General features: G+C 72.4%; 15 protein-coding genes. 5 read left to right on the top strand and 10 right to left on the bottom strand.

The window, feature by feature from the left end; all coding sequences use genetic code 11:
* Positions 1-92: 92 nt before the first annotated feature.
* The gene (locus D0T12_RS32300) at positions 93-722 is read left to right on the top strand and encodes a ClpP family protease (RefSeq protein ID WP_117404555.1); all 630 of its coding nucleotides are present in this window, start codon (positions 93-95) and stop codon (positions 720-722) included.
* The gene (locus tag D0T12_RS32305) at positions 719-1,321 is read left to right on the top strand and encodes a ClpP family protease (protein WP_117404557.1); all 603 of its coding nucleotides are present in this window, start codon (positions 719-721) and stop codon (positions 1,319-1,321) included. The genes D0T12_RS32300 and D0T12_RS32305 overlap by 4 nt, the downstream gene beginning before the upstream one ends.
* Before the next feature lie 8 nt (positions 1,322-1,329).
* Here the strand turns inward: D0T12_RS32305 and D0T12_RS32310 are convergent, their stop codons facing one another.
* Positions 1,330-1,698 carry a helix-turn-helix domain-containing protein gene (locus D0T12_RS32310; protein WP_117404559.1) on the bottom strand — a complete coding sequence of 123 codons (369 nt, stop codon included), beginning with the start codon at positions 1,696-1,698 and terminating at the stop codon, positions 1,330-1,332.
* Between the two features lie 165 nt (positions 1,699-1,863).
* On the opposite strand from D0T12_RS32310, the gene D0T12_RS32315 reads away from it, so the two are divergent.
* Together D0T12_RS32315 and D0T12_RS32320 are read left to right on the top strand one after the other, a co-directional pair.
* A complete protein-coding gene (locus D0T12_RS32315) occupies positions 1,864-2,442 on the top strand; it encodes a hypothetical protein (RefSeq protein ID WP_117404561.1) in 579 nt (192 codons plus the stop codon).
* A 37-nt stretch (positions 2,443-2,479) separates the two neighbouring features.
* Positions 2,480-4,348 carry a serine/threonine-protein kinase gene (locus D0T12_RS32320; RefSeq protein WP_158581712.1) on the top strand — a complete coding sequence of 623 codons (1,869 nt, stop codon included), beginning with the start codon at positions 2,480-2,482 and terminating at the stop codon, positions 4,346-4,348.
* Here D0T12_RS32320 and D0T12_RS32325 read toward each other — a convergent pair.
* From D0T12_RS32325 to D0T12_RS32365, 9 genes are all read right to left on the bottom strand, one after another.
* Positions 4,288-5,547, bottom strand: a complete 1,260-nt coding sequence (locus tag D0T12_RS32325; RefSeq protein WP_117404564.1) for a hypothetical protein — start codon at positions 5,545-5,547, stop codon at positions 4,288-4,290. The genes D0T12_RS32320 and D0T12_RS32325 overlap by 61 nt on opposite strands.
* A complete protein-coding gene (locus D0T12_RS32330; protein ID WP_158581713.1) occupies positions 5,544-7,091 on the bottom strand; it encodes an asparagine synthase-related protein in 1,548 nt (515 codons plus the stop codon). Before D0T12_RS32330 ends, D0T12_RS32325 begins: the two co-directional genes overlap by 4 nt.
* Positions 7,088-8,221, bottom strand: coding sequence for a cyclophane-forming radical SAM/SPASM peptide maturase GrrM/OscB (gene grrM, locus D0T12_RS32335; protein WP_117404566.1), 1,134 nt, complete (start codon positions 8,219-8,221; stop codon positions 7,088-7,090). Before grrM ends, D0T12_RS32330 begins: the two co-directional genes overlap by 4 nt.
* Entirely contained in the window at positions 8,218-9,063 is an 846-nt protein-coding gene (locus D0T12_RS32340) for a hypothetical protein (RefSeq protein WP_117404567.1), read from the bottom strand. The genes grrM and D0T12_RS32340 overlap by 4 nt, the downstream gene beginning before the upstream one ends.
* 82 nt (positions 9,064-9,145) lie before the next feature.
* Positions 9,146-9,337 carry a hypothetical protein gene (locus tag D0T12_RS32345; RefSeq protein WP_147339725.1) on the bottom strand — a complete coding sequence of 64 codons (192 nt, stop codon included), beginning with the start codon at positions 9,335-9,337 and terminating at the stop codon, positions 9,146-9,148.
* A 129-nt stretch (positions 9,338-9,466) separates the two neighbouring features.
* On the bottom strand, positions 9,467-10,432 hold the full coding sequence (locus tag D0T12_RS32350; RefSeq protein WP_147339726.1) for a TolB family protein: 966 nt from the start codon (positions 10,430-10,432) through the stop codon (positions 9,467-9,469).
* Between the two features lie 107 nt (positions 10,433-10,539).
* The gene (locus D0T12_RS32355; protein ID WP_117404570.1) at positions 10,540-11,112 is read right to left on the bottom strand and encodes an RNA polymerase sigma factor; all 573 of its coding nucleotides are present in this window, start codon (positions 11,110-11,112) and stop codon (positions 10,540-10,542) included.
* Between the two features lie 93 nt (positions 11,113-11,205).
* A complete protein-coding gene (locus tag D0T12_RS32360) occupies positions 11,206-11,766 on the bottom strand; it encodes a three-helix bundle dimerization domain-containing protein (protein WP_117404572.1) in 561 nt (186 codons plus the stop codon).
* A 196-nt stretch (positions 11,767-11,962) separates the two neighbouring features.
* The gene (locus D0T12_RS32365; RefSeq protein WP_199487831.1) at positions 11,963-13,177 is read right to left on the bottom strand and encodes a CHAT domain-containing protein; all 1,215 of its coding nucleotides are present in this window, start codon (positions 13,175-13,177) and stop codon (positions 11,963-11,965) included.
* Between the two features lie 3 nt (positions 13,178-13,180).
* On the opposite strand from D0T12_RS32365, the gene D0T12_RS32370 reads away from it, so the two are divergent.
* Complete coding sequence (locus D0T12_RS32370) at positions 13,181-13,879, top strand: hypothetical protein (protein WP_199487832.1); 699 nt, start codon at positions 13,181-13,183, stop codon at positions 13,877-13,879.
* Positions 13,880-14,023: the final 144 nt, after the last annotated feature.

A 14,023-nucleotide genomic window follows, 5' to 3' on the forward strand; every position in this document is an offset into this window, starting at 1 on the left:
GTCGTCGGAACCCCCGGGCTCGCTGCTGTGAGCGGATCCGCCGTGGGCGGATATGGCTCGGCCCGGTGCGCGCGTCGCCGCAAAGTGAAGACATGAGCGAGGAACAGGCAATCCCGATGTTCAACGAACGAGCGCGGCGCGAGCTGTACCAGCAACGCGTTCTCGTCCTCGACGGCGCGCTCGACGACGACAACGGCACGCTGCTGATGACGCAACTCATCACCTTGGCGCGGGAGGACGCGTCGAGGGACGTCGCGCTGTGGATCCACTCCCCCGGCGGGTCGGTGCCGTCGATGCTCGCGATCCGCGACGTCATGCGGCTCATCCCGTGCGACGTGTCCACGGTGGTGCTCGGCATCGCCTACAGCGCCGGGCAGTTCCTGCTGTCGTCCGGGACGCGCGGCAAACGGCTCGCGATGCCGCACGCCCGCGTGCTGATGCACCAGGGCTCCGCGGGGATCGCCGGAGCCGCCGTCGACATCGAACTCCAGGCGGGCGACCTGCGCCACACCCGCGACACGGTGCTCGGGCTCATCGCCGAGGACACCGGCCAACCCCTGGAGCGGGTCTTCGAGGACTCGTTGCACGACCGCTGGTACACGGCGCGGGAAGCCCTCGACTACGGGTTCGTCGACGCGATCGTCGGCGACTTCGACGAACTCGTCCCGGCGGACCGCCGCCCCGCCGGGCTCGGTCTCCCCTCGGAAGGAGCGGTCCGATGAGCACCTACACGATCCCGAACGTCATCGCGCAGCACCCGCGCGGTGAACGGATCATGGACGTCTACTCGCACCTGCTGACGGAACGCATCATCTATCTCGGCACCGCCATCGACGCCGGAGTCGCGAACGCCCTCGTCGCGCAACTGCTGTACCTGGAGTCCGACAACCCCGAACGCGACATCCATCTGTACATCAACTGCGAGGGCGGGGACCCGAGCGCGATGCTGGCCGTGTACGACACGTTGCGCTACATCCGCCCGCAGGTCGCGACGACGTGCGTGGGGCAGGCGGTCGCCGTCGGCGCCGTGCTCCTCGCCGCGGGCACCCCCGGCAAACGCGCCGCGCTGCCCCACACCCGCGTCGTCCTGCACCAGCCGATCGGGCAGAGCCGCGGCGCGATCCCCGACCTCATCCTCCAGGCGGACGAGGTCGTCCGCGTCCGCGCGGACATCGAGAGCATCCTCTCCCGGCACACCGGGCAGGACACCGCGACGCTGCGCGCCGACACCGACCGCGACCGCGTGTTCACCGCGAAGACCGCGCTGGACTACGGCCTCATCGACCATGTGATCGAGGAACGGAAGCCCGTCAGCGTGTAGGGACGCGCCTACGCGGCCAGGGCGTAGGCGGTGGCCCGGCAGGTCGCGCCCATCGGCGGGGTTCCGGCGGGCGCGGCCAGCAGGCCCGTCGCGACCGCGAGCGTCAGGTCACCGAGCGTCGTGCCCAGGGCCCCGGCCACCGCCGCGATCATCTCGCTGGACGGCTCCTTGACGCCGCGTTCCATCTCGGACAGGTACTGCGGCGAGACCCCGGCGCGACGGGCCGTCTCCGCCAGCGTCTCACCGCGATCGAGGCGCAGGTCCCGCAGGCACCGGCCGAGGGCGTCACGCCACAGCGGCTCGGTAGGTCGGCGCGGCGCGTTCGGCTCGCGCGGCGTCTCGTCGTCGGATGTGCGCGGACGGGTGGTCTCGGCCATGCGCACATCGTAAGTCGGCATCGGCGTCGCGTCCTCCCCGTTCCGCCGACCGCGGAACACCAAGTCGTTTACCACAAACGGTCACGTGATCGGCACCTCAACGGGCATTCCGGACGGCCGTGAGGTGGTGAAATGCTCCGAGATCGGTTTCGGGGAGGGTGGCGCATGATCCGACGTTCGGGCTTCGTGGTCGCGATGGTCGCCGGTGCGGTGGTGGTGAGCGCGTGCGGAAGCGGCGGATCGGACGACGGTCCCGAGGCCGCCGGAAATCCGTCGTCCGCGGGCGGCGCCCCGTCCGCGGCCGCCTCGCCGAGCGCCGCGGCCGACGGGCCGGTCTTTCTCGGGCCGACCGGATACGGCACGGTCCAACTCGGGATGAGCAGGGACAAGGCCGAGGCCACCGGGTTGATCACGGTCAAGACCGAGCCGCCGGGCGCGATGGCGTGCGGCACGTTCGACCTCGGGAAGTTCCCCCAGAAGAAGTCGAGCGCCGGAGGGTACTTCTCCGCCGAACTCGGCATCGCGTCGATCTTCGCCGTGGAGGACATGCGCACGCCCGAGGGCATCGCGCTCGGCTCGTCCGCCGCCGAGGTCGAGAAGGCGTATCCGGAGCTGCGGAAGGGCCCCAACGCCTCGTCCACCGTCGTGCCGGGCAATCCGAAGGCGGTGTACACGTTCCTGATCGACGGCGGACGCGTCCAGGAACTGGTCCTCGACCTGGCCCAACAGACCTGCCACAACTGAAGACCGCACCGGCGACGTTCGCGTGACAGGAGAGCAAGTGGGGAACTGGCGAATCTCCGGGTTCCGGGAGGTGCGGGAACTCGGTGCCGGGGCGCAGGGACGGGTCGTCCTGGCGCAGCATGAGGAATCGGGTTTTCCGGTCGCGGTGAAGTACGTGTCGGCGCGGGCGGACGAGTCCACCCTGGCCGGGCTGCGGCACGAGGCGCAGATGCTGGCCCAGGTGTCCAGCCCGCATGTCGCCCGGCTGTACCAGCTGGTCGAGAGCGCGCGGGGCAGCGCGATCGTGATGGAGGCCGTGAACGGCGTCTCCCTGAAGGAGATCCTCAAGGAGTACGGGCGGCTGGAGCCGACGGCCGCGCTGACCGTCCTGAAGGGATCCCTGCTCGGGCTGACGGCGGCGCACGCGGTCGGGGTCGTCCACCGCGACTACAAGCCCGCGAACGTGGTGGTCCCCGAGGACGGGCGCAGCAAGCTCATCGACTTCGGCATCGCGTCCGTCGCCGGTTCGGCGTCGCGGTCGGGCACGCCGCTGTACATGGCGCCCGAGCAGTGGCTGGGCGCGGAGGCCGGACCGTCCACCGACGTCTACGCGGCGGCCTGCGTCTTCTACGAGTGCGTGGCGGGGATGCGGCCCTATGGCGCCGAAACGGCGGACGGGCTGCGCGACGAACATCTCGCGGCGCCCATCCCGTTGGACGACCTTCCGGAGCCGCTGCGGCCGCTGGTCGCCAGGGGCATGGCCAAGGACCCGGGTGAGCGTCACGCCGAAGCGTTGGAGTTCGTCGCGCACCTGGAGGAGACCGCGCGCACCGCGTACGGGAACGACTGGGAGCAGCGCGGCGTCCGTACCCTCGCCACCACCGCGGCGGCGCTCTCCCTGCTGTTCCCGCTGATCGCGGCCGGGCTGCCCGCGCCGGTGGCGGCGGGCGCGGGGGCGGGCACCGCGCTGAGCGCCGCGGGTTCCGGCACGGCCGGGGCCGGCACGGCCGGGGCCGGAGGCGCGGGGGCCGGGGGTGCGGGGGCCGGCGGCGCGAGCGGTGTCGCCCAGACGTCCTCGGGTTTCCTGGTCAAGGCGACCGTGGCCAAGGCCGCGGTGGTCGTCGCGGGGGCGACGGCGGCGAGCACCGTCGGCGTCGTCGCCTACCAGGCGACCCGGCCCGAGGCCGCGACCGCACCCGTGGTCACCCTGGCCACGCTGAACCAGGACCATCCCGACCGGGTGTTGCGCGTCCAGAACGGCCAGTACGCGCAGATCAAGGGCATGGAGGACGCGTCGGTGCAGGCCGCCGCCAACAAGGCACTGCGCGTCCCGCTCGACCAGGCCATCAACTTCTACAAGTACTGGACGCGGACCCCCGCCTCGCGGGCCGCCTGCGGTGACGGCCGGAATCTGCTGGGCACCCGGGTGGTCAAGGGGTTGAGCGGGCCGACGCTGGTGTCGGTTCGTTACGTCCCCGACTTCCAGCGCAGGTGCGGCGAGGTGCCGCGCTACTTCCCCGCGTTCTCCGCCACCGTGGATCTACGCACCGGCCGTGCTTTGACGGCCGACGACGTCTTCCAACCGGCCTCGTACGACGACGCGGGGATGACGCGCCTGTGGAACGCCATCCCGGAAGGCGAGGAGAAGCTGCAAGTACGGCGCGGCTATACCGGCTCGGGCGGCTTCTTCAACCCCTTCAACCGGGGGGCGTTTCACCTGGACGCGCGACGTCGGGAGTCCCCTCCCTGGGCGCAGCCGTTCTTCGGCGACAGGCAGTTCGACCTCCTGTTCACCGGACAGGACATCGGCGTGGCCAGTGACCCCTTCGACCTGAGCCGCACCGCCGCCTACAGCTTCCCCATCCCCTACGCGCGGGTGAAGGACCTCTTCAAGCCGGAGCTGGTCAAGCTGCTGCCCGCGTCCTGAAAGGACGTGTGGGGCAGGCCCGGCCAGGCGGTGAGGAGGTCGACGCCCGCCCGCCGTGCCGCGACCGGGTCGGCCATCCGTCGACAGCAGTCGAGCAGCTCGGCCGCCAGCGACGGGAACCCGTCGCCGTCCTCGCGGGGAAGCTCGCGGGCGATGCGGGTCAGCACCCGGGCGCGGGGCTCGGGACGGGCCGCGCGGGCGGCGGCCCGCCGTGCCCGGTCGACCTGTCCGGTCGACGCCAGCGCGGCGGCGTAGGCGGCCAGGGCGGTGGCGTTCCACCACGCGTGGCCGATGCCGTCCGCCGTGGTCAGCGCCTCGTCGGCGAGTCGCGCGGCGGGTGCGTCCGGGCCCGTGCGCAGGAGCCGGGCGGCGCCGCGCAGGAGGGCGCCGGCCCGCCACAGCGGGTCCTCGTTTCCGCGTGCCAGCGGGACGGCGACATCGAGGTTCCCGGTTCGGAAGTAGAGGTCGGCGACGGCGGCGAGGGCCTCCGCGCGCCAGGCGAGGTACGGCACGTCGCGGGCGGCGGCGACCGCCCGCGCGGCGATCTCCTCGGCGCGTCCGGTCGCTCCGTCACGGGCCAGTGGGACGGCGATGCCGGTGAGGGCCTCGGCGCGGGCCCACGGATCGCCCAGAGCATCGGCCACGTCCGTGCCCGCGTCGACGTCCCCGGCCGCGGCGAGGGCGATGGCCACCTCGGTGAGCGCGGTGACCTCCCGGCCGGGGTACTCCACCCGTTCGCACTGCCGCCGCGCCGCGACCGCGATCTCGTGCGCGCGGCCGGGCCGGGCCGCCGCGCTCAACCGTCGCGAGATCCGCGCGAGCGCCGTGATCCGGTGCTCGCCGAAATCGATGGCGTCGGCCGCGGCGAGGGCCTCGTCGACGTCGCCGCAGATCGCCGCTGTCACCGCGATCGTGCGTCGCGCCTCGGCGCGCGTCCAGGGGTCGGGGAGGTCGCCGGAGCGGCGCAGCGCAGTCCGCAGCAGTTCGCCGGACGGGTCCAGTCCCGCGAGGACGCGAGCGATCGCGCAGAGCGCCGCGATCCGCGGATTCGGCTCGATCAGGGTGTCCGCGCCGCTGATCGCCGTGTCCGCCTGTCCCGCCCGGGTCAGCGCCGCCAGCAGCGCGGGCACGTTCGGGCCGGTCAACTCCACCGGCTCCGTGCAGGCGCACAGCAGATCGTGGACCGCGCCGGACGTCATGACACCGCCCGGTGGTCGCGGGCGATCCGCCGGACCCGCCGCCGGTAGAGGCCGAGGGCGAGCAGACCGAAGGTGAGATGCGGTCGTCGTCCCTCGGCGGCCTGCCCGGCGGCCAGCGTGTCGATCAACTCCGGTTGCACGAGGTCCTCCAAGCTGTCGCGGTACTCGCGGACGAGGTCGACGAGGGGCCCGGAACGGAACCCCCGCTGATCCAGGTAGTGCGGGCCCGGCGGCTGTCGGGTTCCGGTGAGCCAGTAGGCGGGCGGGGGTCTACGGGCGAGCGTCCCGGCGCGGGACCCGGCCTCGGGGAACTCCAGCAGCGATGGCCACAGGCGCGCCACGCAGTACCGGTGCAGCCGACTTCCGAGTTTCCAGCGCCGGGGCAGCGCCCGGACGGCCCCGACCCAGCCGGGGTCGAGGAACGGCGCCCGCCATCGGACGTGCCCGTCCAGCGACGCCAGTTCGGCACTGATCTTGTGCCGGGCGTACTGGGTCAGGAAGAACTCGTCGGACCGGTCCAACGCCGACCCCGACCCACGAAGCGTCGAGGCGACCCGGTCCCGGACCGCCTCCGGGTGCAGCGCGTCGCGCAGCGCGGGATGGACCATCTCCAGTTCACGCGGGGTCAGCGGCACGGGGTACCGGCGCGTGACGATCTCGATGGCGCGACGTCCCGGCCACGCCGCCTGACGCAGGGCGGACAGCCCGCGGCCCGCCGCGTAATAGCCGCGGGCGTACTCGCCGCCCACCCCGAGCAGGATCGGTGTGCCGTGGTCACCGGCGGCGACCCGCAGATGTTCCAGGCCCGCGCGGCCGGTCAGGGGGAGGAGTCCGATGCCCGGGGCGTCGCCGTCCAGGGAGCCGTCCAGCAATGTCCGCGCCTCCACCCGTGTCACGACGAGCGGCAGGTCGTAGCGCCGGGCGATGGCCGAGGCGACCTCCCGGTCGAACGAGCCCGGGACCCCGGAGACGAACAACGTGGGACGGTGCCCGAGACGCAGCAGCGCGGCGAGCAGCACCCGCGAGTCCAGCCCCCCGGACATCGACAGGCCGCATTCGGGACCGGCGTCCCCGCGAACGGCGTCGACCAGGGCGCGCACCGCCGCGTTCGCGTCGGGTTCGGCGGGGTCGGGCTCGGGTGCAGGACGGGATTCGAGCCGGCCGTCCCCGCGAGTGGTGCTCACCGAACCGGGAGGCACCAGCCGGACGCCGGGATGGAACGTGTCGTCCCCGAGCGGATGCGCGTACAGGAGGAAATCCGCCACGGCCCGGTGGTTCCACGCGAAGGGCAGCGTGGCGGCGACGTCCGCGAGCCGACGGCCGTGCTCCGCGGGACCGGGCTCCGTGCGGCCGTGATGGTAGGCGACCGCGACGGAACGGGAGGAGACGATGACGTCCTCGTCCGCGCCCCGGGCGACGATGACGAAGGCGCCGCCCGTGCCCACCAACCGTTCGGCTCGTCCCTCGCGCAGCGCGACCCGGACCGCGTTCTCGTCCAGGCGGCAGTGCCCGTGGACTCGCACCGGACCGTCAGGTCCGTTCACACGCCCGCCTCCGCTTCGAGCGCCCCCAGCACCACGTCGACCACCGCCATCGTGTTCGCCTGGCAGGACCCGGTGACCGTGCTGGCGAACGTCCCGTTCTCGGTCCACTTGTTGACCGCCGCGCCGCCACCGCACAGCCGGAAGTAGGAGCAGGTGTCACGGCACATCGACCGGCCCCGCTCGATGTCGGCGGCCAGCCGCCGGAATCCCCGCGACCAGTCCGCCACGGCCAGCGTGACGTCCGGATCCAGCACGTTCCCCAGGACGAAGTCGTCGTAGTCGGGCGCCTTCCAGCCGAGCAGTTCCGGCGAGAAGCTGCTCATCCGGCCGTCGGTGTCCACGGAGATCAGGCACAGCGGCTCGACCTGGTCGTTGCGCGTCCCCGGGGCCGTCGAGAGGATCGCCTCCCGCGCGGCCGTGAACCGGCGCACCGGTATTCCGGTGCGTTCCTGCCAGCGGTACATCTCGGCCAGGAAGTCGGTGTAGGCGGCGCGGAACCCCTGCCGCCCGAACAGCTCCGAGCGGTGTTCGCCCTCGGTCTCCTCCGGGTTGAGCCCGACCGACGCGGGCCGCACGTCCTCCACGAACGACAGGTACTCCTCCCGGTGCGCCAGCGTCAGCTCGCTGATCACCGAGATGGTCCAGAAGGGGATGCCGCGTGAGCGGAGCACCTCGATGCCCGCCATGGTCCGCGTGTGGGTGCCCTTCCCCGCGCGGGTGCGCCGGTTGGCGTCGTGCAGGTCGGCCGGGCCGTCGACGCTGACGCCGACGTCGAAGCCGAACTCCTCGAACAGGTCGCACCACCGGTCGGTGACCAGCGTGCCGTTGGTCTGCAACGAGAAACGCACGTCCGTGAGCCCGCCGAGCGCGGCCCGCAGCGCGGCGCAGGCCTCCCGGTAGAAGGAGATCGGCGCGGTCAGCGGCTCGCCCGCGTGCCACCTGATCTCCAGCCGGTCGTCCAGCAGTCCCGACGCGGCCAGCACACGGCCCGTCGCCTCGACCACGTCGAGGGACATCACCTTGCGGACGTCGCGGTCGGGCAGGTAGCAGTAGGCGCAGTCGATGTTGCAGAAGCCGGTCGGCTGGAGGATCACCCGCCGGATCGGGCCGTACTCGAACGACTCGGTCATGCGAGCGCCGCCGCGCGGCGAGGCACCGAGTCCGGCAACCCGTTGATCGTCAGCAGGGAGACGTCCGGAAGGCCCTGGTCGTTGGTGGCGCCGTCGTGGATCGTGTTCTGGGTGTTGCACAGGTACGCCTGCCCCGGGGCCAGGCGCACGCGCAGCACCGGGTACTCGGGGAAGAGGCGGAAGAAGGTGTCCTTCAGCGCGATCGAGGACTCCGGTACCGGCTCCCCACGCTCGGCGAGCATCGCCAAAAGGCTCCGGACGGGAAGGTTGACGAAGTTCAGGTACCGGTCGGTGAACCCGACGTTGATCGAGCAGAGGGTCATCGCGCCCGCGCACTGGGCGAACGGAAGCCGTTGGTGGCTGTCGATGTGCAGCCCCATGTAGCCGTTGAGTCCCTCGTTGAAGCCGGTGGAGAGTTGGTCCGGACGGTGGACGACCACGTCGACGGCACCCAAAGACTCCGGCACGAGCCCCTGCCGTTCGTACAGCAGGCCGAGGGTCTTCTCCTGGAATTCGCGCAGCGCCGCCTGCTGGTCGTGGTCGGTGTCCGCGCCGGCGCCGACGCCCGGAAGCAGCCGCTCGTGGGCCTCCTTCACCATGTCCTCGCCGAAGTCGGTCACCGACACCGACGAGGCCAGGCCGACCGGTTCGGTGGGGAACAGCACGGCCGCCTCGTCCGGGCGCAACGGCCGCCAGTCGTCGCGCGCCACCACGGCTCCGGGCGCGGCGGGCTGGGACGCGGCGCCGTCCAGCGGACGTACGCCGGAACTGATCTCAACTCTGTCCTGCGTGCAGGAATCGGCCAACAGATTGACGCCGAACCCCCGGCGCAGCCCCGTCATCGATCACACTCTCTCCGTTGAACCCGTCGCGGCGTGGAGGGCGGTGCCCCGGGCGCGGCGCGGCCCGGGGCACCTCTCTCGGTCAGCTGTCCCACGCGCTCCATGGCGGGTTGCAGGAACCACGCTCGCTGAAGTCCAACTCGTCGTGGAGCCTTTGCACGCGGCCCTCGATCGTCATGTCAATGGAGCCGGGCTTGGCGGAGCTGCTCAACGGCGCGGAAGCCGCCCCGAGTCCCTCCAGCAGACTTCCCGCCAAATTGGTGTCCTTCTCCACCAACTCACCTCTTTTCGCGCGATACGCCATGAACGACGCAAAACTTACATGTGCCCGTTCATGACCACCACAGCCCGCTCACCTCGCGTTTCTCACTGACCGTTAGCGGTCACACGTGTTTGGACACGCTCACCAAGTGCCGGGCGGACCGCCCTCCACCGGGCGCGACGATTTGATCTTGGTTCCGTCGATCAGATGGACGGTCTCGTCGACGATCACGGCGACCTTCCCTCCGGCCACCTCCACACCGGTCGTGGCACCGGACTCGCCCCGCGGCAACTGCACCCGGCGAGTGACCGTTCCGGTGTCCATCGAGTACCAGAGCAGTCGATGCGACCGGCCATCGTGGACCAGCACCAGGACGTGCGCGCCGTCCGGTGCGTAGGCGGCGCTGCGCAACACCATTCCCGAGCCGAGAGAAACGGGACGGATATCACCATTCGCGGAGTCGAGCATCCGCAATTCGGCACCGTCGCTCACGCCCTCGGTCACGGACTCGAAGACGAGGTGCCGGGCGTCCGGCGCCCACCCGAGGGAACTGGCCCAGACCTTCGGAGGCAGGTCGACGACACGGCGGTCGCCCGTCGACGAATCGATGACGGTGATGACGTTGTGCGGCTGCCCGCCGCACGTCTGGCTGACGTAGGCGAACCCGCGTCCACCAGGGGCGACGGCCAGGAGACCCGGCCCCTCGCCCAGCCGTCCCCGCAGGGAGGTCCGGGGCAGTTCGGTCAACGCGGCCGGGGTGCCGTCGGCTTTCAAGGTGAGGCCGTGGAAGCGGATCCGGCACGCGTCGGGGTCGGCGGTGGTGAGGACGAACGTCCTGTTGTCACCGGCACCGGCGGAATCACGGAAACCGGACGAACCCCGGGGAGCGGCCACCTCGGCCACGAGCCTCCCGGTGTCGGCCTTCCGCACGTTCACGGCCATCCCGCCGGGAGGCCACGCGCCGTCGAGAACGTACTCGGCGCCCATGTAGGACGCGAAGGAGAAGCGCGGCGGCGCGTCCCCCTCCTGGGACCACGGCGCGAGCACGACGAGCACGACGGCCGCCGCGACGGCGACGACCAGCCCGCCCAAGGGAACGACGCGCACACGCCGACGCCGCGTAGACGGCTCCGCCAGCGGTCGAAGGGACCGCGACTCGACCGTGTCGGCGCCCTCGGACAACGCCGAACGCAGGACATCCTCAAAGGGCGGGGTCACCGTTCCTCCTCGTACCGTCGCCGGAGCGCGTCCAGGCCCCGGGAGATGGTGGACTTGACCGTGCCGGCCCGCACGCCCATAGCCGCGGCGATCTCCGCTTCGGACAGGTCGAGGTAGTAGCGCAGCACGATCGCCTCCCGCTGCCGGACGGGCAGCCCGACCAGGGCCTGGAGCACGCGGCGACGATCGTCGGCGAGCATCGCGTCGCTCTCGGCCGACCACACCGGCTGCGGGGCCTGGACGAGCCCGCGTGCGAGGGCGCGGCGGCGCAGCAGCGTCCGGCACGCGTTGAGCACGGAGGCGCGGGCGTAGGCGAGCAGTTCCGGCGGCGCGGCGGGCAGTCTTCCGGGTCCCCGGGCCGCGCGCCGGTGCAGCCGGGCGTACACGTCCTGGACGACGTCCTCGGCACCGGCCCGGTCGCCCGTGAGCAGCAGCGCCAGCCGGACGAGCGACAGATGGTGGTCACGGAAGAGGTCCGCCACCGCGTCCTCGGCCGCGTCCGGTGCCTCGGACGCCTCCCGATGGCCGGGGCGGCGGGCCGCCGCCGTCAGCGCACGATCAGATCCCATGCAGAGAGAACCAACGAATCCGCGAAAGGTTGCTTCCGTCGAGCCACGAACTCAACGACCGTCCGCGCGATCACTCTCCGCTCGGAGGAAGGCTCAGCCCGGCGGTTCGGTGATGAGCTTCTCGCGGGCGAATCGTTCGACGAGCACCGGCACGTAGTCGCGGAGGGGTGTCTCGTCGAAGCGGTGGTAGACCGCGTTGACGGCCTGGCTCACCTGCTCGGGTGGACGGCGTCCGGCGAGGCTGCGGATGAGGCGGTCGATCACCTCGCGCATGATGTGCTCCTCGCGCTCCACCGGGTTCCCCGACGGCGTCATCGCCAGCCCGCCCCGGCCGGGCGGAGGATGCGGCATGAACGCCGCCGGAACGTAGGAGTAGCCGAGCGAGCACGGCCCGAGCCGCGGCTGCGCGGAGTCCCGCGCCGCCAGGTTGGCCTTGATGGCGACACTGACCAGGGAGATCAGCAACCCGACGTCATCGTTGCCGCCGAGCCACAGCTCGATCCAACCGCTGCCGGGCCGGAGCCGCACGGCGGCGCAGTCGTCGAGCGGCGCGCGCATCCGCTGCACGAGCGGCCAGGTCAGATGCAGTTCGGCCTGATCGGGCCCGTGCAGATGGACGATCTGGTCACCGCCGCACGCGAACGCCTGACCCAAGCCACAGGCGGCCCGGCATAACTTCAGCGAAGGCCAACCGCTCAGTTGCTCCGTTACGCGGTCGGCCAGACAGATCTGCAGACCACCGGTCCCGCCCATACCCGTAGGATCCACCGCCGACGGCTTGATCAGTAGCCCCAGCACCCTAATCGTTACCAATACGGCTACCCGCCCGCCACATAACGTTTCGGCACGGTCATGGGCCGCTGTGGACGAGAGGGGCCCAGAGTTCCGGGTTGTTCCGGAGGCGCGAGCGCAGGTCGAGGGTGACGTCGCGGAGGGTGGACGCGGCCGGATCGGCGGTCGGGGCCGCGTCCAGGGCCGTGTAAAAGGCGGCGGCGGCCTTGGCGGCGACGGTGTCGTCGAGGGGCCAGAGGCTCGCCACGACGTGCCGGAACCCGGCGAGGTGGAAGGCGGACGCCAGGTGCAGGACCTCGTCGGCGTAGCGGACGCCGTGATCGGCGGTCGAGCAGGCCGACAGGTACGCCAGTTCGGCTTCGGTCAGCCGCAGGCCCCCGATCTCCGGAAGTGTGAGGGTCCCGTCGTGGAGCATCAGGCCACCGGCGGCCGGGGACAGGGGATCGGAGACCGCGTGGCAGGCGAAGTGCGCCCAGGTGGCGGCGCCGAGGGCGGCGAGGACGTTCCCGGCGGTGTCCTCCTCACCGGTCAGGGTCGGCCCGTCGAGGAGCGACGCCTCCGCGGCGGCCCCCGGCAGGTCGGCCTGGCCCGGGGTCCGCGCGAGCACCACCGTCAGCGCTTCGCGGCGGGTGGCGGGCGGGCGGCTCCGGGCGTCCCGGAGCGCGCGCAGGGACGGCACGAACGAGGACACCATGACGTCCAGGGCACCCGTCCTTCCCGGTTCCTCGGCGGCGTGCAGCGGCAGCAGGCCGAGCGCGCCGGTCGGCAGCCACCAGACACGATGCGGGCCCGGATGGGCCGGTCCCAGCGCGTCCGCGACGGGTCCGACGGCCGTGCGCCACAGCCAGGCCAGGACGTCCCTTACGGTGCGGCGGAGGGTCATCTTCCCGGCCAGGGACCCGCTGTTGGTAAGCGCGGCGAGCAGTGCCGTGACCCGTTCGGTCACGGCGGCGTCCCGGAGCTCCGGCAGGGGGACGCGGGTGGGCGGCCCGTCGGCCCGGACGAGAACGGCGTCGCCGCGGTCCCGGCCGCGGCCCGGGACCGCAGGCCGGTCCTCGCGCTCCTCGCCGACCTGGTCGGCGGCGACCCGGCAGGGGCGCTGCGCGGCCCGGTCGCCGGCATCCCCGGCCTCGGCCCCGGACGGGCCGACGAGGAGACCTTCGGCTGCCCCGACGGGGCCTGCGACCGCGTCGTGGACGGGATTCCCGCCGGGCCGCTCCCGCGCTGCCGCGTCACCGGCCTGCCGATGGCGCCGAGGTGACCCCGAGGTCACGCCGTGAACGCCTTCTTCGCCGAACTCGCCAAGAAGCCCGCCGAACGCTGGGTGGGGCTGCTCGCCGTCCCCGGCCTGCTGTTCGTCGTCGTCGCCTGGGCGGGCGTGCGGCTGGGCTGGGCGCACGCCCTCGACCTGGCCGAGCTCGGCACCGAGGTCACCGACCTCGGCAAGGCGCACGGCAAGCTGACCGCACCGGCGCAGGTCCTCGCGGCCGTCGCGCTTCTGCTGGCCTCGTGCGGGGTCGGTCTCGTCGTCCAGGCGCTCACCGCGCCCGTCCGCGCCGTGTGGCTGGGCCTGTGGCCGCGCGGCCTGCACCGGTTGCGCGACCGGCTCACCGCGGCGCGGGCCGACCGCTGGAACGCCCATGTCCGGGCCCGGCAGGCCCTCCAGCGCGAGCATCCCGCCGAAGATCGGACCCCCGCGCAGCAGGCCGCCATCGACGCCGCCGCGGACCGCGCCAACCGGATCGCCCTCGCCCCTCCGACCCGTCCCACGTGGATGGGCGACCGCGCCGCGTCCGTCGAACAGGTCGCGCTGAACCGTTACTCGCTGGACCTGACGTTCGCGTGGCCTCGCCTGTGGCTCGTCCTCCCCGACGCCGTGCGCGCCGACATCTCCGCCGCGCACGGCCAGTTCGCGGCGACCGTCGTCACCTTCGCCTGGGCGATCCCCTACGCGGTGCTGACGATCTGGGGGTAGCCCGCCGCGATCGAGCTGCACGGACGCGCCCTCGCCGCGTACCTCGGCACGTCACCGCCCGAGTACACGGGCCCGCTCTCCCCGGACGAGGGCCGGGCCATCACCCGCCAGACCCGCAAGGGACGCTGACCGCCGCCGCCCCGC

Source organism: Actinomadura spongiicola, from assembly GCF_003432485.1.
GTDB lineage: Bacteria > Actinomycetota > Actinomycetes > Streptosporangiales > Streptosporangiaceae > Spirillospora > Spirillospora spongiicola.